Raw genomic sequence first — 16,431 nt, forward strand, 5'->3', positions numbered from 1 at the left:
CGTCAACCCGCTGCTGGCCACCGCGGACTGCCTGCACCGTCGCGACGGTGCCACCGCCATCACGGTCCTGGGCACCGCTGCGGGGCTGGAAGCGCGACTGGTGCCGGAGCGCGGCTACCCGCTGCGCACGCTGCCCAAGGCGCCCTTCCCGCGTCGACCCGATGCGCGGGCGCTGCGCTTCCCCGGGGCCCTGCGCGCTGCGGTGAGCACGGCAGCGGAGGTGCTTCGCGACTGCGATGCCCACGTGCTCGTCGGCTTCGGCGGCTACGTCTCCACCCCGGCCTATCTCGCCGCCCGGCGGCTCGGCATACCCATCGTGATCCACGAGCAGAACTCCCGAGCCGGGCTGGCCAACCGGCTCGGCGCCCGCTTCACCGAGCACGTCTGCACGACCTTTGCCCAGACCTCGCTGCGGCACTCGAGCCAGGTCGGCCTCCCGCTGCGCCGGGAGATCACCGACCTGGACCGGTCGGCCACCCGGGCCGAGGCGCTGGCCCACTTCGGTCTGGACCCAGCGCGCAGCACCCTGCTGGTCTTCGGCGGCTCCCTGGGCGCCCAGCGGATCAACGCCGCGTTCGCCGGGGCGGGCGCGGACGTGCTCGCCCAGGGGGTCCAGGTGCTGCACCTCACCGGAGCGGACAAGGGGGTGCAGGTGCCCCCGGACCGCCCCGGGGCCCCTCGCTACGTGACGCTTCCCTACACCGAGCGGATGGAGCTGGCCTACGCCGCCGCGGACCTGGTGGTGGCCCGATCGGGAGCCGGGACGGTCTGCGAGATCGCGGCGGTGGGCCTGCCGGCCGTCTTCGTCCCGCTCCCCGTCGGCAACGGTGAGCAGCGGCTCAACGCCGCCGATGCGATCGAGGCCGGGGCAGCGCTGCTGACGCAGGACTCCGCCGTCGGTCCGGACTGGGTGCGGGAGTGTGTGCTGCCCCTGCTGGCCGACCAGGCCCGGCTGGAGCGGATGGGTGCCGCCGCGGCGGCGATCGGTCACCGGGACGCCGACGAGGCGCTGACCGACATCGTGCTCCACGCGGCGGCGCAGGCGTGAGCGTCGTGAGCGCCGAACGGTTCAACTTCGCGGCGGCGGTGCCCCCGGTCGCCGACCTCGGGGTCGTGCATCTGATCGCCGTCGGGGGCTCCGGCATGTCGGGGGTGGCGCGGATGCTGCTGGCTGCCGGATGCGTCGTCTCCGGATCCGACCAGCAGCCGAGCAGCACGCTGCGCGAGCTCGCCGCCGAAGGGGCGCAGGTGCACCTCGGTCACGACGCCGCCCACGTCGGCGGGGCCGACACGGTGATCGTGTCCGGCGCCGTCCGCGAGACCAACCCCGAGCTGGCCGCGGCGCGCTCGCGCGGGCTACGGGTGTTGCACCGCGCCCAGGGCATCGCCGCGCTGCTGGGCGGGCGGGACGCGGTGGCCGTGGCGGGGGCCAACGGCAAGACGACGACCGCCGCCATGCTCACCCACCTGCTGAAGGGCTGTGGCGCCGACCCGGGATATGTCCTGGGCTCGGCCCTGCTCGGAGGCAGCAATGCGGCCCTGGGCACCGGTCCGGTGGTCGTGGAGGCCGACGAGAGCGACGGGTCCTTCCTGGCCTACCGGCCGCGGGTTGCGGTGGTCACCAACATCACGGCGGACCACCTCGACTTCTACGGCGACCTCGCCGGGGTCCGGCGCGCGTTCCGCCGCTTCGCGGACACCGTCGGAGCCGGTGCCCCGGACGGTCTGCTGGTGACCAGCGCCGACGACCCAGGCACCAAAGCCCTGACCCGCGAGCTGCGTGAGCTCGGGCGCCCGGTGCTGACCTGGGGCAGCTCGGCGGACGCCGATCTGGTGCTGGACCAGGTCGAGACGGGGGCGGCCAGCGGGTCCACGGTGCTGCGGTGCACGCGTGGCCTGGGACCGGTGAAGGCCGGCAGCGAGCACCGGCTGGAGATCCCGATGCCCGGTCGGCACAACCTGCACAACGCGGTGGCGGCGCTGCTCGCCGCCACGGCCGGCCTGGGCCAGTCCATCGACACGACGGTGCAAAGTCTGGCCACGTTTCCGGGCACTCGGCGTCGGTTCGAGCGGCTGGGTGTGGCCGCCGGTGTGGAGGTCGTCGACGACTACGCCCACAATCCTGACAAGGTCGCCGCCGTGGTGCTGGCCGGACGGTCGGCGGTCCGCGGGGCAGGTCGTCTGATCGTCGTGTTCCAGCCGCACCTCTACAGTCGGACCCGGGCCTTCGCCGAGCAGTTCGCCGCCGGGCTCAGCGGCGCCGACGTCGTGGTCCTGTTGGACGTCTACGGCGCGCGTGAGGAGCCCGTGCCCGGAGTCGACAGCGAGCTGATCGCACAGCATCTGCGCGCCGGTCGCTCGTCCGTTGCCGAGGTGCGCGTCGGCAACGACCCCGATTCGGCGCCCGGGGAGCTTGCCGCGCTGGTCCGCCCGGGGGACCTGGTGCTCACCGTCGGCGCGGGAGACGTGACGAAGGTGGGACCGAGACTGCTGCTGGCCCTGGGCCGATCGCCGAACACGACGGAGGAGACACACTGATGGCCACCGGACTCCGGCCCGGTTCCCGCACCCGCCAGGGGGGCCGCCCGGGTGTGGCCGGTGCAGCGACCCGGCAGGCCGGACGTGACCGAGCAGGCCGGGCCGGGCACGCGCGGTTCGCCCAGCGCGCCAGCTCGCTGCGTCGTCGCGCGCGACGGGTGTGGACCTGGCTCGGGGTCGTCCTGGTCCTGGTGAGCGCCGTCGTGCTGACGCTGTGGTGGTCTCCGGCCTTCGTGGTCGAGGAGGTAGCGGTGACGGGCGTGCAGGGTGAGGTGGCGGCCGGTGCCCAGGAGCGGGCGAGCGTGCCGCTGGGCGTTCCCCTGGCCAGGATCGACACAGATGCCGTGGCCCGACGGGTGGAGCAGGATCTGCGCGTCGCGCAGGCCGACGTCTCCCGTGACTGGCCCTCCGCCGTGACCATTCAGGTCTCGCTGCGAGAGCCGGCGCTGGTGATCGACCAGGCGGGCTCCGCCCGGTTGCAGGTCGCCGACGGCACCGGTGTGATCTTCGACAGGATCGCCGAGCGCCCTGAGGACCTGATGCTGGTCCGGGCCTCGCGCGGCGACCTGCGCGGCGACTCGCTGACCGGGGTGCTCGATGTGCTCGCGGCGCTGCCGCCGGAGACCGCGCAGCGGATCTCCTCGGTGCGGCTGACCGCCGACGGTGATCTGCGCTTCTACCTGGGGCCGGTCCTGGTTTCCTGGGGACCGCCCGGCCAGGACGACCTCAAGGCCGGGGTGCTCGCCGCCCTGCTTGCCCAGCAGCAGATCGACATCGGGGGCGAGCAGACCATGGGGGTGGACCTCAGCACCCCGCGAACCCCCGTGGTGACCGGGCTGACCCCCGACGACGACACCTGAGGGGAGGGTCGAGGGTAGAGAGGAACCCTCAACCTTGACTTGAGGTCTAGGCTGGGTCGTGCCCAGGACACCGGAACCGTATGATGCTCACACCGGTTTCGGACACAGGTGCACGGGGGCCTCTCGTGCCGGGTCCGGGCCGACCGCACACTTCACGAAAGGCGCATCGTGTCCGCAGCGCAGAACTACCTGGCCGTCATCAAGGTCGTCGGTATCGGGGGTGGGGGAGTCAACGCGATCAACCGGATGATCGAGGTCGGGTTGAAGGGCGTGGAGTTCATCGCCATCAACACCGATGCCCAGGCCCTGCTGATGAGCGACGCAGACGTCAAGCTCGACATCGGTCGTGAGCTGACGCGGGGGCTGGGCGCCGGTGCGGACCCGGAGGTGGGTCGGCGAGCCGCGGAGGACCACACGGAGGAGATCGAGGAGGCCCTGCGCGGGGCCGACATGGTCTTCGTCACTGCGGGCGAGGGAGGTGGCACGGGCACCGGGGGTGCCCCCGTCGTGGCCAAGATCGCCAAGTCGATCGGAGCGCTGACCATCGGTGTGGTCACCCGGCCGTTCACCTTCGAGGGTCGGCGCCGGGCCAACCAGGCCGAGTCGGGCATCGGGGGCCTGCGCGAGGAGGTCGACACGCTCATCGTCATCCCCAACGACCGGCTGCTGTCGATCTCGGACCGGGCGGTCAGCATGCTCGACGCGTTCCGCAGCGCCGACCAGGTGCTGCTGTCCGGCGTGCAGGGCATCACGGACCTGATCACGACGCCGGGGCTGATCAACCTCGACTTCGCCGACGTCAAGTCGGTCATGCAGGGAGCCGGCTCAGCGCTGATGGGCATCGGCTCGGCGCGCGGCGAGGACCGCGCCGTGCAGGCAGCCGAGCTGGCCATCTCCTCCCCTCTGCTGGAGGCCAGCATCGAGGGCGCACACGGCGTGCTGCTCTCGGTCCAGGGCGGCTCCGACCTGGGTCTTTTCGAGATCAACGAGGCGGCCCGGCTGGTGCAGGAGGCCGCCCACCCGGACGCCAACATCATCTTCGGCGCGGTCATCGACGACTCCCTCGGCGACGAGGTGCGGGTCACGGTCATCGCGGCCGGCTTCGACAGCGGCTCTCCGACCCAGCGCAGCGACGACCGGGCGCTCGGTCAGGTGCAGCAGGGCGGCGGGGGCCGCGGCTCCTCGACCGCCGCTCCGGAACAGCGCGCCGCCCCGTCGTCCCCGGCTGCCGCGCCGTCCGCCCCGGACGAGGAGCCGGGCGACGCAGACACCGCAGAGCAGCAGCAGTCGGGTGCGTCGCGGCCGGCGGCCGAGCGTCCGCCGCGCACCGTCACCTACGAGCAGACCGACGACCTGGACGTGCCCGACTTCCTGAAGTAGGCCCTAAACGCTGGGGGGGCACTCAGCCGCGGGCCGTGGGACCGACCGGCAGTCCGCGGTCCGCGCCGGCCGCTGACGGATCGTCTCGCGCGCCGGCGAAGGTCGCGGCGGGGTGGTCGCACCCGGAGGCCAGGTTCGCGAAGGCCTCCTCGATCAGATCGGGCAGTGCGCCGCTGGCGCCTTCGGAGCGTCCCCACAGGCGCAGGGCGGACCGCACCGCAGCCACGGCGGCCGCACCGACCAGCGTGGGCATCAGGTCGACGGTCTCGTCGCGCCGGGTGCGCCCGGCGATCACCGTGCTGAGCGACCGTTCGAGATCGATGTCCTCCGCCAGCCGGTAGGGCCACAGGGTCGGGTGCTGCTCGAGGAGTCTGAGCACCTGCATCTGCACCGTGACCTGGGCGGGGGTGCGACTGCGCGCCTGACCGACGAACACCGTGCTTAGCGAGTGCAGCACCGGCTCGTCCGCAGGCCTGGCCCGCAACGCGAGGGTCAGCGCGCCCATGTCCGGCGAGGCGGCCGCGACCAGGGCCGCCTCCTTGCCGGGGAAGTAGTTGGTCACGGTCCGCGGGGAGACGATCGCGGCTTCGGCGATCCGATCGATCGTCAGGTACCCCAGCCCGTGCGTCACGGTCAGTCGGAGCGCGGCCTGGGCGATGGCGTCGCGCGTCATCGCCTTCTTGCGCGCACGCAGACCGAGCTCGGACGGGGACATGCGGCAAGGGTATGGCGAAGGTGCGCGAAAAGTAAAAAGATTCAAGTTTGCGCAAAGTTACTGCTGGGGGTCTCGGGGCACGGCGGCTTCCGGCATGCGGAGACGCTGGGAGCGCAAACAGGTGCCTAAACAGCAAACGTGCGAAATAGGCAAGAAATGTGCGATCCTATTCAACGACCCCCGGTCCAACCGGACCGGGTTGACGCATAAGCGCCGCATCGTAAACGCGGCGCACACTGGGAGGAATGTTCATGAACGCCGCAACCGCATACGTCTACACCATGCTGCACACCCTGCAGGACCGGATCGAGGCACAGGGCAAGGACCGGGGGGCCACGGCCGTGGAGTACGGCCTGCTCGTCGGTCTGATCGCCGTCGTCATCATCGTCGCTGTGACCGCTCTCGGTGGTCAGCTCAACACGCTCTTCACCAACATCACCAGCTCCCTCGGGGGTGGCTGAACCACCGCCTGAGCCACGCTCGACTGGTGTGCCGGTGCATTGGCCCGTGGCGGGTCACTGCGCCGGCGCGTTCGTCCGAAGGAGAGGGGGAGAGTGTGATGCGGAACCGAGGACGGGACCGAGGGGCGGCGGCGGTGGAGTTCGCCTTCATCGTGCCGCTGCTCGTGCTGCTGGTGCTGGGCATCGCCGAGTTCGGTCGGGCCTACTACCTGCAGACCACCGTCTCCAACGCTGCCCGGGAGGGGGCGCGGGTGATGGCGTTGAGTGACGACCAGGCGCGCGCCCGCGAGGCCGCCAAGACTGCAGCGACGACGGTCGCGTTGGCGGACAGCCAGATCACGTTCAGCACGGACAGCTGCACTCCGGAGACCCAGGTCACTGCCACCGTGAGCTATCCGATGGAGTTCCTGACTGGGATGTTCGGTGCCAACCTGACCCTGGAGGGCAAGGGGGTGATGCTGTGCAACGGCTGAGTGAGGATCGCGAACGTGGAGCTGTGGCGGTGGTGGTCGCCCTGCTCATGGTCCCGCTGCTGGGCCTGGCGGCGGTGTCCGTCGACGTGGCGGTCATGTATGCCGACCGCCAGCAACTGCAGACCGGCGCCGACGCCGCCGCGTTGGCCGTCGCCCAGACCTGCGCGACGGACCCGTGCGACCAGACCTCCGCCGCGCAGATCGCTACGCCGCTGGTGCAGGCCAACAAGAACGACGCTGCCGCCAGTGCCACGACCGAGCTCACCGCTGCGCGCGCGACGGTGCGCGCTCAGACCACCCGGGAGCACTTCTTCGCCCCCGTGCTCGGGGTCGACCAGAGCGACATCGGCACGGAAGCGACCGTGGCGTGGGGCGCACCGACCGGTGGCACCTCGGTGCTGCCGCTGGCGTTCTCGCTGTGCGAGTGGCAAAAGCAGCTGGCCACCAACGGCGGCGAGCTGTCCGAGACCACACTGCAGACCATCTTCTTCACCAAGACGTCAGGCACGACCTGCACGGGGCCCTCCGGCAACCTGGTGCCCGGTGGCTTCGGCTGGCTCACCCCCGACCCGGGCACCTGCGACGCGACGACGGGCGCCGGGGGCATCCACTACTCCGACCCCGGCGCGAGTGTGCCCAGCGGGTGCACCACCCAGGACTTCGCCGACACGCAGTTTCAGACGGTCCTGTTGCCCCTGTTCGACTACTACGACGGCACCGGCAGCAGCGCGATCTACCGGGTCTACGGCTACGCGGCCTTCAAGGTGACCGGCTACCACTTCGTGGGTCGGTACTCGTGGAACGCCAGCGGGTCGTGCAAGGGCAGCGTCCGGTGTCTACAGGGCTACTTCGTGGAGTACGTCGATACCTCCGACGCCTTCGACTACGGCGCCGCGCCCGATCTCGGCGCAGCCGTGGCCGAGCTCGTCCTGCCGGACGGAGGCTGAGCCCGTGTCCCGTCGCCTGATCGCGGTGGTCCTGGCCCTCGTGGTGGCCGCCGTCGGTGCGCTGGTCATCGTGTCCTACGTCGGCGGTGCCGACCGGCGCGCGCTGTCCGACCTCGAGCCGGTCACCGTCCTGGAGGTGGTCAACACGGTCCCGGTGGGTACGTCCGCCGAGGAGATCGGCGACAGCGTCGCCACCGAGCAGGTGCCGGCCAGTGCTGCGGTGCCGGGGGCGCTGACGAGCCTGGACGACGTCGCCGGTCAGGTGGCCGCGGTGGACCTGCAGCCCGGTGAGCAACTGCTCAGCGCGCGCTTCGTGGATCCGCAGGATCTGGAGGGGGCCGGACCGGTCGAGGTGCCCGAGGACTTCCAGCAGATCTCGGTCCTGCTCGAGCCCGCCCGTGTCCTCGGCGGCTACCTGACCCCCGGCGAGACGGTCGGGGTCTACATGTCGATGACCGACCCACCGCAGACCCGGCAGATCCTGGACAAGGTGCTGGTTGCCCGGGTGCAGGGCGGGATCGCGCTGCCGGAGACCGTCACCGCCCCGCAGGACGCGGAGGCGCCCGAAGACGCGGCTGCCGCCGAGGACCCGGAGGCGGTCGACCCGCAGGCCCAGACCCCCCCCGCCGAGGGCCTCATGGTCACCCTGGCGATGTCCTCGGCGGATACCGAGCTGGTCGTCTTCGGCCAGGAGCACGGGACGCTCTGGTTGTCCCTCGATCCGGACGAGGCGCCGGACAGCGACACCACCACTACCGAGAGGGAGACGATCTATCCATGATGTCGATCTTGCTCGTGGCGCCCCGGCCCGAGGTCTCGGCGCTGATCGGGACCGCGACCGGAGGCGCGGTCGCGGAGATCCCCGGGCCGGTGCCCAACGACCCCGCGAGGGTGCTGGCCCTCTCCCCGACGCAGGGTCACCTCGAGGTGGTCCTGCTCGACGCCACCTCCGGCCGGGTCAGGGAGGCACTGCACCTGGCGGCGGCATTCGACCGCGCCCACCCCGACCTGAGCGTCCTGCTCATCGCCGACCAGGACTCGGTCTCGACCACGGCCGCGATGCGCGCCGGGGTGCGTGACGTCCTGGCGCCGGACACCCCCCTCGAGGAGGTCCGCGTCGTTTTGGACCGGGCCCTGCAGGTCGCCCGGACCCGAGCGCTGCACCGGACGGGGGCAGCCGAGAGCAACGGCAACTCCCCGCCCTTCGGGCGGCTCATCGGGGTCGTTTCGCCCAAGGGCGGCGTGGGCAAGACCACCGTCGCGACCAACCTGGCGGTGGGGCTGGCGCAGTGCGAGCAGGGATCGACGGTCCTGGTGGATCTGGACCTGCAGTTCGGCGACGTCGCCAGCGCGCTGGGCCTGGAGCCCGAGTACTGTCTGCCCGACGCGATCCGGGGTCGGGGCATGGAGGACAGTCTGATCCTCAAGACCTACCTCACCGAGCACTCGAGCGGGCTCTACGTGTTGTGCGGTCCGCAGGGGCCGGCCGAGGCCGACGAGGTGCGCAGCGAGGACGTGCGGGCCCTGCTGGACATCCTGGCCGGGGAGTTCCGCTACGTCGTCGTCGACACCGCTCCCGGCCTTCTGGAGCACACGCTGACCGCACTGGACCGGTCGACCGACCTGGTCTTCGTGACCGGGATGGACGTGCCCGGTGTGCGCGGGCTGCGCAAGGAGCTGGACACGCTGGACTCGCTGTCGATGATGTCGGCCTCCCGGCAGGTGATCGTCAACCTCGACGACAAGCAGGCGGGGATGACGGTGCTGGACGTGGAGGCCGCCATCGGCGGCCGGGTCGCGCTGAGCCTCCCGCGGCACAAGAGCGTCCTGACCTCGGTCAACCAAGGGGTCCCGCTGCTGACGGCCAAGGGCAAGGACCCGGTCAGCAAGGGGCTGCGTGACCTGGTCCAGGGCTACCTGCCCGCGGCGGCCGTCAAGAAGCAGTCACGCTGGCTGATGGGGCGGCACCGCAACATGTCGGCGGCAGCCCTGTGAACCTGTCGCAGCGGCTGCACGAGGCACAGGCCAGCCCCATGCTGCACCTGCCCGAGATGTCCACGGGGTCCTCCGAGCTTGCGCAGACCCCCGCCGAGCTCCTCGAGCCCACAGCCTCCGACGAGGCCATGGCCGCACTGGACCCGACGGCGCAGGCGGGTTCGACCGCCACCCCCGCCGGAGTCGCGGCACCGCCCGCAGCCACGACCCGACCATCGACGGCTGCGTCGGGCACCACCTCGACTGCCCAAGGGCCCAACGACGCACTGACCCTGATGAAGGAGCGGGCCACCAACGCGCTGTTCCAGCGGATGGGTGCCCGGCTCAGCGACAGCAGCCTGAGCGAGGCCAAGCTCTACGCCCTGGTGCGCCGCGAGCTCAACCGCGTGGTCGAGGAGGAGAAGGTCCCCCTCACTACGGCCCAACGGCAACGGCTGATGGCCGAGGTCGAGGCGGACGTGCTAGGACACGGCCCGCTGCAGGGGATGCTGGAGGACGAGAGCATCACCGAGATCATGGTCAACGGCCCGGACCGCATCTATGTCGAGCAGCACGGCAAGCTCACCCTCAGCCCGATGCGGTTCAGCTCCGAGACGCAGCTGCGCGGGGTGATCGAGCGCATCGTCTCCAAGGTGGGCCGCCGGATCGACGAGTCGTCGCCGCTGGTGGACGCGCGCCTGCCCGACGGCTCCCGGGTCAACGCGGTGATCCCGCCGCTGGCCTACAGCGGCTCGACCCTGACGATCCGCAAGTTCGCCAAGGACCCACTGAAAGTGGCAGACCTGGTCCGGTTCGGGTCCATCTCCCCGGAGATGGCCGAGCTGCTCCAGGCCTGCGTGCAGGCCCGCCTCAACATCATCGTCTCCGGTGGCACCGGCACGGGCAAGACCACGCTGCTCAACGTGCTGTCCTCGTTCATTCCCAACAATGAGCGGATCATCACCATCGAGGACGCGGTCGAGCTGCAGCTGCAGCAGGACCACGTGGTCCGCCTGGAGAGTCGCCCGCCCAACATCGAGGGCCGGGGCGAGATCGCGATCCGCGACCTGGTCCGCAACTCGCTGCGGATGCGCCCCGACCGGATCGTGGTCGGGGAGTGCCGTGGTGGGGAGAGCCTGGACATGCTGCAAGCCATGAACACCGGTCACGACGGGTCACTGTCCACGGTGCACGCGAACTCACCGAGGGACTCGATAGCCCGGTTGGAGACCCTGGTGCTGATGGCCGGGATGGACCTGCCGTTGCGGGCCATCCGGGAGCAGATCGCCTCGGCGGTCGACGTGGTGGTCCAGCTCACCCGGATGAAGGACGGCGGGCGGCGGGTCACCCACGTCACCGAGGTGCAGGGGATGGAGGGTGACCGGGTGACGCTGCAGGACGCCTTCCTGTTCGACTACTCCGCCAGTATGGACGACCAGGGCCGCTACCTGGGCAAGCCGGTGTCCACCGGGGTTCGACCCAAGTTCACGGACCGTTTCGACGACCTCGGGATCAAGGTCTCCCCCCGGGTCTTCGAGGTCCCCGCAACGGCCGGTCGGTGAGCGTGGTGCCCGCGCAGCTGGGGCTGGCGTTCGGGGCGCTTGTCGTGGCGCTGCTGGTGTTGACCTATGCCCTGGTGGCTCCGCGCCGACCACGGGTGTCCCGGGCCCGGCTGAGCGTCGCCAGCTCCGACGAGCCGGGCCTGCTGACCCGGAGCACGGATGCCGTCACCGAGCTCATCGACCGGCTGATGCGTCGCCGGGGCGCCGGCGGCACTGTGGCCAGTGCGCTGGAGCAGGCCGGCCTGGCCATGCGCACCCAGGACATGGCGCTGCTGGTCGTCGTCGGCTTCCTGGTCACCGGGGCCGTGGGCACGCTGCTCTTCGGGCTGCTGGGTCTGCTGCTGGCGCCGGTCGCGCCGATGCTCGTCAAGGTCTACCTGAGCCTGAAGGCCGGTCGGCGACGCGCGGCGTTCGCCGACCAGCTGGACGACTCGCTCGGTCTGCTGGCCAGCAGCCTGCGGGCCGGGCACAGTCTGCTGCAGGCGGTCGACGCGGTGTCCAAGGAGGCCGAGGAGCCCACCGCGTCCGAGTTCTCCCGCATCATCAACGAGACCCGGGTCGGTCGGCCGTTGGCTCAGGCGCTGGACGAGACCTGCGCCCGGATGGGCAGCGACGACTTCGTCTGGGTCTCCCAGGCGATCGCCATCAACCGTGAGGTCGGCGGCAACCTGGCCGAGGTGCTCGACGGCGTCGGGCACACCATCCGTGAGCGCAACCAGATCCGGCGCCAGGTGCAGGCACTGAGTGCTGAGGGCAAGTTGAGCGCCTACGTGCTGCTGGCGCTGCCGGTGGGGATCGGCGGCTTCCTCTACCTCACGACGCCCGCCTACATCGGCAAGCTGACGCAGAGCCTGGCCGGCTACGGGCTGATCGTCGCCGCTGCCGTGCTGATGGTGGTCGGGACCCTGTGGATGCGCAAGGTCGTCCGCATCACCTTCTAGGACCCCCACCGTCGTCCGCCGAGAGGAGCAACCCCCGATGTCCCCCGTAGTGCTGCTGTCCGTGGCCCTGGTGTGCCTGTCCCTGGGCGTGCTCGTCTGGGCGGTGCTGGACGGTCCGGACGCCGCGACGCAACGAGTCCGGGTCAACCTCAACCGCGGCGGTCCGGCGGTGCTCGCCGGGGAGGAGTCCGGGCCGGTCACCCGGAGCCGGCTGGCCGGGATCTTCGTGTGGCTGCTCCCGTCCTGGGCTCCGGGCCGGCTGGAGCGGATGCTCGCCCGGGCGGGCCGCCCCGCCGCCTGGCCGATGGAGCGCCTCGTCGCCGTCAAGGTGGTCGGTCCGGCTCTGACGGCCGCTCTGGGCTACCTCTACTGGACCGTCGCGCCCGGGGCGCTGACGGTGCTGCTGTCGGTGGCGGCGGTCGTGGTCGTCTACTTCCTGCCCGAGCTGCTGCTGCACTCCCGGGCCCAGGAGCGCAGCACCCAGATCGGTCTGGAGCTGGCCGACACCCTGGACCAGATGACCATCGCCGTGGAGGCCGGCCTGGGCTTCGACCAGGCGATGCAACGCGCAGCGGCCAACGGGCGCGGTCCGTTGGCCGAGGAGCTCACCCGCACCCTGCAGGACATCTCAGCCGGCCGTCCCCGGCGCGACGCCTACACCAGCCTCGCGGCACGCACCGGCGCTCCCGACCTGCGCCGTTTCATGCGCGCCATCATCCAGGCGGACAAGTATGGGGTGGCCATCGCGGACACCCTGCGCACCCAAGCCTCCGAGATGCGGATGAAGCGGCGCCAGCGGGCCGAGGAGAAGGCGATGCAGATCCCGGTCAAGGTCATCTTCCCGCTGATGCTGTGCATCCTGCCGGTGCTGTTCATCGTGCTGATGGGCCCAGCCGCGCTCGACATCATCGCGGCGTTCTCCGAGCAGTAGCTCTCGGTGAACTACCGTAGGCCGCGTGTTCTGGTGGCGTGAGCGGGTCGATCCCGACGATGAGCTGTACGGCGTCGAGTGGGCTGTCACGGACCGGGTCGGGGGCGCCAGCCGGGGACCCTGGTCGGGGCTCAACCTGGGTAGTCACGTCGGCGATGCCCCCGCGGACGTCGCGACCAACCGGCAGCGACTGGCGCGCTCCCTCGAGGTCCCGGTGGACGCGTTGCGCTTCATGGACCAGCAGCACGGGACCCAGGTGGTTCAGGTCCGCGGCGACCACGGGCGCACCGAGCAGCCCGTCGCGGCACCCGCGTGCGATGCGCTGGTCACCGACACCCCGGACGTCGTCCTGCTCGCCCTGGTCGCCGACTGCACCCCGGTGCTGATCGTGGACCGCGTGGCCGGACTGGCCGCCGCCGTGCACGCCGGCCGCAAGGGGCTTGTGGCCGCCGTGGTGCCGGTGACGCTCGCCCGGATGCGGGCGCTGGGTGCTGCCGACCTGCAGGCCGTCGTCGGTCCCTCGATCTGCGGGCGGTGCTATGAGGTGTCCGCCCCGATGCGCGCCGAGGCCGGTGAGGTCAGCGCCGCGGCGCACAGCGTGTCCTGGGCCGGGACACCGGCGATCGACGTCGCAGCCGGGGTCGTCGAGCAGCTCGCTGCGGAGGGGGTGCCCTGCCGCTGGCTGGGCGGGTGCGCCCGGGAGGTCGAGGACCTCTACTCCTACCGTCGCGACGGTAGGACCGGTCGGTATGCCGGCGTCGTGCGCCTGCTCGCCCCCCACCGGGCGGCCTGATGACCGGGTCCGGTGAGCAGCCCGATGACGAGACCAGGAGGCAGGAGCTGGGCGCGGCCCTGGACGCCGTCCGGGACCGGATCCAGCGGGCGTGCCGAGGGGCGGGTCGGGACGCGGGGGCGCTGACGCTCGTCACGGTGACGAAGTTCTTCCCTGTCACGGATGTCGCGCACCTGATCCGGCTGGGCGTGCGCGACATCGCCGAGAACAAGGACCAGGAGGCCTCGGCCAAGGCGGCCGAGCTGGCCGAGCTGCTGACACCGGAAGCACGAGGCGAGCTCACCTGGCACTTCGTCGGCCAGCTGCAGACCAACAAGGCCCGCTCCGTGGCGCGGTATGCCGATGTCGTGCAGTCGGTGGACCGTCCCAAGCTGGTGCGCGCCCTGGACCGGGCCGCCGGCGCGGCGATCGAGGCCGGCGAGCGGACGACATACCTCGGCGTGACCGTCCAGCTCGATCTGGAGGAGGGGGAGCACGCCGGGCGCGGCGGGGTGCTGCCGGACGAGGCGGCCGGGCTCGCCGACCTTGTCGCCGAGAGCGCCCACCTTGACCTGCTCGGCGTGATGGCGGTCGCCCCTGCGGACCTCGATCCTGAGGGCACCCGCGCAGCCTTCGACCGGGTCGTCGAGATCGGTCAGCGAATCGCGACCACCCACCCCGGCGCGACGTGGCGCTCGATGGGGATGAGCGGCGACCTGGAGCAGGCGATCGCGGCGGGTGCGACACACCTGCGTGTCGGCAGTGCAATCCTCGGAACCCGGCCCACGCCCCGGTAATGTCGACCGCGTCCGCACCTCCACCATCCCGGTGGAGCCGCACGCACCAAGGAGCTCGCTGACATGGCCGGGGCACTGCGCAAGACCATGGAGTACCTCGGCCTGGCCGAGGTGGATGAGTCCTACGACTACGACGACGACCAGGCTCGCGACCGTGGCTACGACCGCGGGTCCGAGCGTCCCGCCGAGACCTCGCGAGGGGCCGAGGTCACCCCGTTGCCACGCCGCACGCCCGTCGCACGGGTCGTCCAGGAGCCGGAGGTCGGCGAGTTGAACCGCATCACCACCATCCACCCGCGCACCTACAACGAGGCCAAGAACATTGGCGAGTCGTTCCGCACCGGGACCCAGGTGATCATGAACCTCACCGAGATGGACGACTCCGACGCCAAGCGACTGGTCGACTTCGCGGCCGGGCTGGCCTTCGGGCTGCACGGCTCCATCGAGCGGGTCACCACCAAGGTCTTCCTGCTCTCGCCCTCGCACGTCGAGGTGGAGGGAGCGATCGACTCCGGCCGGACCCAGCAGGGGCTGTTCAACCAGAGTTGAGACACTGATCTCATGGTCGTCGGTCCAACTCTCAGTTTTCTGCTGTTCCTCTACTTCATCGTGCTGCTCGGGCGGCTGGTGTTCGACTGGGTGCAGGTGTTCTCCCGCGACTGGCAACCCAAGGGTCCGGTGCTGGTGGTGGCCGAGGGGGTCTACAGCCTGACCGATCCACCGCTGCGGGCGCTGCGCAAGGTCATCCCGCCGCTCCGGATCGGTGGCGTGGCCCTGGACCTGGCCTTCCTGGTGCTCATCATCGGGGTCAACATCGCCCGATCGCTGGCCGCGTCGCTCCCGTTCTGAGCCCGGATCCGGGTATGCAGCAGGTGCCCTTGGGTCCGCTAGGGTGACTCCTTGACCGTGCACCAACCACGTCGTGAGCGCCCCGTGCAGACCGGGCCGACGACCTACCTAGAGCGAGGTGAACCATGGCGCTGTCTCCTGAGGACGTCATCAAGAAGAGCTTCAAGTCCACCAAGCTGAAGCGGGGCTACCAGGAACAGGAGGTCGACGACTTCCTCGACGAGATCGTCGTCGAACTGCGACGGCTGGGGGCCGAGAACGCCTCGCTGAGCTCGGACCTGGCGGACTGCCGGGCCAGCAAGGGACTCGATCCGCACCCCGCGGAGGCGGCGGAGTCCGGATCCGGGACGGAGGCCGAGCAGGAGGAGGTGGCCCGCCTGCGCCGGGAGCGCGACGAGCTCGTGGCCGAGATCGACGAGCTTTCCGCCCGTGCCCAGCAGCGGGACGACGCAGCCCGGTCCCCGGAGCAGGTCGAGGGCGCGGTCCTCGAGCCGGCCGGTGCGCCGGAGGGTTCCGGCGGTCCTGGCGACATCATCTCGCTGGCGCAACGGGTGCACGACGAGCACATCGCCGAGGGGCAGAGCACCAAGGCGCGGCTGATCGAGGAGGCCGAGACCTACCGCGACACGACCGTCCGGGAGGCCGACGAGCGCAACGCCACCTTGATCGAGTCGGCTCAGGTCCGACACGACGAGCTGGTGACCACGGGTCAGACCCAGCACGACGAGCTGGTGGCCAGCGGGCAGCTGCAGCACGACGAGCTCGTCGGGCAGGGCCAGGCCACGCACGACCGCCTGGTCAGCGAGGGTGAGCAGACCCGCGACCAGATGGTGGGTGAGGCCGAGCAGCGCCGCGCCAACGTGCTGGCCGACCTCGGCGCCCAGCAGGGCGGGGTCAACGCCACGATCGAGGAGCTCAAGTCGTTCGAGAGCGACTACCGGGGCCGGCTGCGAGCCCTGCTCACCGAGCAGATGCAGATCCTCGACCGCGACGCACGGGCCACCTGAGCCCTACGCTCACCCCGGTCCGACCCCGCCGTTGTGTCGCCGGCGAACCTCACCTATTCTTCCGCCAAACGAGCGCCGCACCCTGCGACGCTCGGGCACGAAGGGGTCAACGTGAGCAATTCGAGCGCTGGAGCGGCGGGCGCGGCCACCAGGGGGCCTCCGAGATTTCCCCTCCCAGCCGACACACTTCCCTCCCCCCGGAAGAAGGAAAAAGGGACCCAGCA

The 16,431-nt window shown here is 71.0% G+C and carries 18 protein-coding genes; 17 read left to right on the plus strand and 1 reads right to left on the minus strand.

Going from position 1 to position 16,431, the window contains the following annotated elements; genetic code table 11:
• The 4 genes from ACR2FV_RS16890 to ftsZ all read left to right on the plus strand — a co-directional run.
• Positions 1–1,048 (plus strand): UDP-N-acetylglucosamine--N-acetylmuramyl-(pentapeptide) pyrophosphoryl-undecaprenol N-acetylglucosamine transferase (locus tag ACR2FV_RS16890; protein WP_434016869.1); only part of this gene is annotated, 1,048 nt, incomplete at its 5' end.
• Between the two features lie 5 nt (positions 1,049–1,053).
• Complete coding sequence (murC, locus tag ACR2FV_RS16895) at positions 1,054–2,538, plus strand: UDP-N-acetylmuramate--L-alanine ligase (RefSeq protein ID WP_434016870.1); 1,485 nt, start codon at positions 1,054–1,056, stop codon at positions 2,536–2,538.
• Positions 2,538–3,398 (plus strand): cell division protein FtsQ/DivIB, encoded by an 861-nt coding sequence (locus ACR2FV_RS16900; protein ID WP_434016871.1) that lies wholly within the window; start codon positions 2,538–2,540, stop codon positions 3,396–3,398. Before murC ends, ACR2FV_RS16900 begins: the two co-directional genes overlap by 1 nt.
• A gap of 168 nt (positions 3,399–3,566) precedes the next feature.
• The gene (gene ftsZ, locus ACR2FV_RS16905) at positions 3,567–4,778 is read left to right on the plus strand and encodes a cell division protein FtsZ (RefSeq protein WP_434016872.1); all 1,212 of its coding nucleotides are present in this window, start codon (positions 3,567–3,569) and stop codon (positions 4,776–4,778) included.
• Positions 4,779–4,800: 22 nt separating this feature from the next.
• Here the strand turns inward: ftsZ and ACR2FV_RS16910 are convergent, their stop codons facing one another.
• On the minus strand, positions 4,801–5,493 hold the full coding sequence (locus tag ACR2FV_RS16910; RefSeq protein WP_434016873.1) for a TetR/AcrR family transcriptional regulator: 693 nt from the start codon (positions 5,491–5,493) through the stop codon (positions 4,801–4,803).
• A gap of 251 nt (positions 5,494–5,744) precedes the next feature.
• Here ACR2FV_RS16910 and ACR2FV_RS16915 point away from each other — a divergent pair, with 251 nt between their 5' ends.
• From ACR2FV_RS16915 to ACR2FV_RS16975, 13 genes are all read left to right on the plus strand, one after another.
• Positions 5,745–5,954: a Flp family type IVb pilin gene (locus ACR2FV_RS16915; RefSeq protein ID WP_434016874.1), complete on the plus strand. Its 210-nt coding sequence runs from the start codon at positions 5,745–5,747 to the stop codon at positions 5,952–5,954.
• A gap of 98 nt (positions 5,955–6,052) precedes the next feature.
• Entirely contained in the window at positions 6,053–6,427 is a 375-nt protein-coding gene (locus ACR2FV_RS16920) for a TadE/TadG family type IV pilus assembly protein (protein WP_434016875.1), read from the plus strand.
• A 23-nt stretch (positions 6,428–6,450) separates the two neighbouring features.
• A complete protein-coding gene (locus ACR2FV_RS16925; RefSeq protein WP_434016876.1) occupies positions 6,451–7,374 on the plus strand; it encodes a pilus assembly protein TadG-related protein in 924 nt (307 codons plus the stop codon).
• A gap of 4 nt (positions 7,375–7,378) precedes the next feature.
• Positions 7,379–8,155: a Flp pilus assembly protein CpaB gene (gene cpaB / locus ACR2FV_RS16930; RefSeq protein WP_434016877.1), complete on the plus strand. Its 777-nt coding sequence runs from the start codon at positions 7,379–7,381 to the stop codon at positions 8,153–8,155.
• The gene (locus tag ACR2FV_RS16935; RefSeq protein ID WP_434016878.1) at positions 8,155–9,369 is read left to right on the plus strand and encodes an AAA family ATPase; all 1,215 of its coding nucleotides are present in this window, start codon (positions 8,155–8,157) and stop codon (positions 9,367–9,369) included. Before cpaB ends, ACR2FV_RS16935 begins: the two co-directional genes overlap by 1 nt.
• 56 nt (positions 9,370–9,425) lie before the next feature.
• Entirely contained in the window at positions 9,426–10,910 is a 1,485-nt protein-coding gene (locus tag ACR2FV_RS16940; protein ID WP_434016886.1) for a CpaF family protein, read from the plus strand.
• Positions 10,907–11,851 carry a type II secretion system F family protein gene (locus ACR2FV_RS16945; protein WP_434016879.1) on the plus strand — a complete coding sequence of 315 codons (945 nt, stop codon included), beginning with the start codon at positions 10,907–10,909 and terminating at the stop codon, positions 11,849–11,851. The genes ACR2FV_RS16940 and ACR2FV_RS16945 overlap by 4 nt, the downstream gene beginning before the upstream one ends.
• A gap of 37 nt (positions 11,852–11,888) precedes the next feature.
• Entirely contained in the window at positions 11,889–12,782 is an 894-nt protein-coding gene (locus tag ACR2FV_RS16950) for a type II secretion system F family protein (protein ID WP_434016880.1), read from the plus strand.
• A gap of 25 nt (positions 12,783–12,807) precedes the next feature.
• On the plus strand, positions 12,808–13,575 hold the full coding sequence (pgeF, locus tag ACR2FV_RS16955) for a peptidoglycan editing factor PgeF (RefSeq protein WP_434016881.1): 768 nt from the start codon (positions 12,808–12,810) through the stop codon (positions 13,573–13,575).
• The gene (locus ACR2FV_RS16960) at positions 13,575–14,351 is read left to right on the plus strand and encodes a YggS family pyridoxal phosphate-dependent enzyme (RefSeq protein ID WP_434016882.1); all 777 of its coding nucleotides are present in this window, start codon (positions 13,575–13,577) and stop codon (positions 14,349–14,351) included. The genes pgeF and ACR2FV_RS16960 overlap by 1 nt, the downstream gene beginning before the upstream one ends.
• Before the next feature lie 63 nt (positions 14,352–14,414).
• Complete coding sequence (locus tag ACR2FV_RS16965; protein ID WP_434016883.1) at positions 14,415–14,900, plus strand: cell division protein SepF; 486 nt, start codon at positions 14,415–14,417, stop codon at positions 14,898–14,900.
• Between the two features lie 12 nt (positions 14,901–14,912).
• Complete coding sequence (locus ACR2FV_RS16970; protein WP_434016884.1) at positions 14,913–15,200, plus strand: YggT family protein; 288 nt, start codon at positions 14,913–14,915, stop codon at positions 15,198–15,200.
• Positions 15,201–15,325: 125 nt separating this feature from the next.
• Complete coding sequence (locus tag ACR2FV_RS16975) at positions 15,326–16,207, plus strand: DivIVA domain-containing protein (protein WP_434016885.1); 882 nt, start codon at positions 15,326–15,328, stop codon at positions 16,205–16,207.
• The last annotated feature ends 224 nt before the right edge of the window (positions 16,208–16,431 follow it).

Source organism: Ornithinimicrobium sp., assembly GCF_051004135.1.
In the GTDB taxonomy this organism is placed as follows: Bacteria; Actinomycetota; Actinomycetes; order Actinomycetales; family Dermatophilaceae; genus Ornithinicoccus.

Bases quoted from the DNA above. Each gene is read 5' to 3' on its own strand.
- ACR2FV_RS16900 (WP_434016871.1), top strand. From the start codon at position 2,538: ATGGCCACCGGACTCCGGCCCGGTTCCCGCACCCGCCAGGGGGGCCGC.
- ACR2FV_RS16910 (WP_434016873.1), bottom strand. From the start codon at position 5,493: ATGTCCCCGTCCGAGCTCGGTCTGCGTGCGCGCAAGAAGGCGATGACG.
- ACR2FV_RS16915 (WP_434016874.1), top strand. From the start codon at position 5,745: ATGAACGCCGCAACCGCATACGTCTACACCATGCTGCACACCCTGCAG.
- ACR2FV_RS16920 (WP_434016875.1), top strand. From the start codon at position 6,053: ATGCGGAACCGAGGACGGGACCGAGGGGCGGCGGCGGTGGAGTTCGCC.
- ACR2FV_RS16935 (WP_434016878.1), top strand. From the start codon at position 8,155: ATGTCGATCTTGCTCGTGGCGCCCCGGCCCGAGGTCTCGGCGCTGATC.
- ACR2FV_RS16940 (WP_434016886.1), top strand. From the start codon at position 9,426: ATGTCCACGGGGTCCTCCGAGCTTGCGCAGACCCCCGCCGAGCTCCTC.
- ACR2FV_RS16950 (WP_434016880.1), top strand. From the start codon at position 11,889: ATGTCCCCCGTAGTGCTGCTGTCCGTGGCCCTGGTGTGCCTGTCCCTG.
- ACR2FV_RS16960 (WP_434016882.1), top strand. From the start codon at position 13,575: ATGACCGGGTCCGGTGAGCAGCCCGATGACGAGACCAGGAGGCAGGAG.
- ACR2FV_RS16965 (WP_434016883.1), top strand. From the start codon at position 14,415: ATGGCCGGGGCACTGCGCAAGACCATGGAGTACCTCGGCCTGGCCGAG.
- ACR2FV_RS16970 (WP_434016884.1), top strand. From the start codon at position 14,913: ATGGTCGTCGGTCCAACTCTCAGTTTTCTGCTGTTCCTCTACTTCATC.
- ACR2FV_RS16975 (WP_434016885.1), top strand. From the start codon at position 15,326: ATGGCGCTGTCTCCTGAGGACGTCATCAAGAAGAGCTTCAAGTCCACC.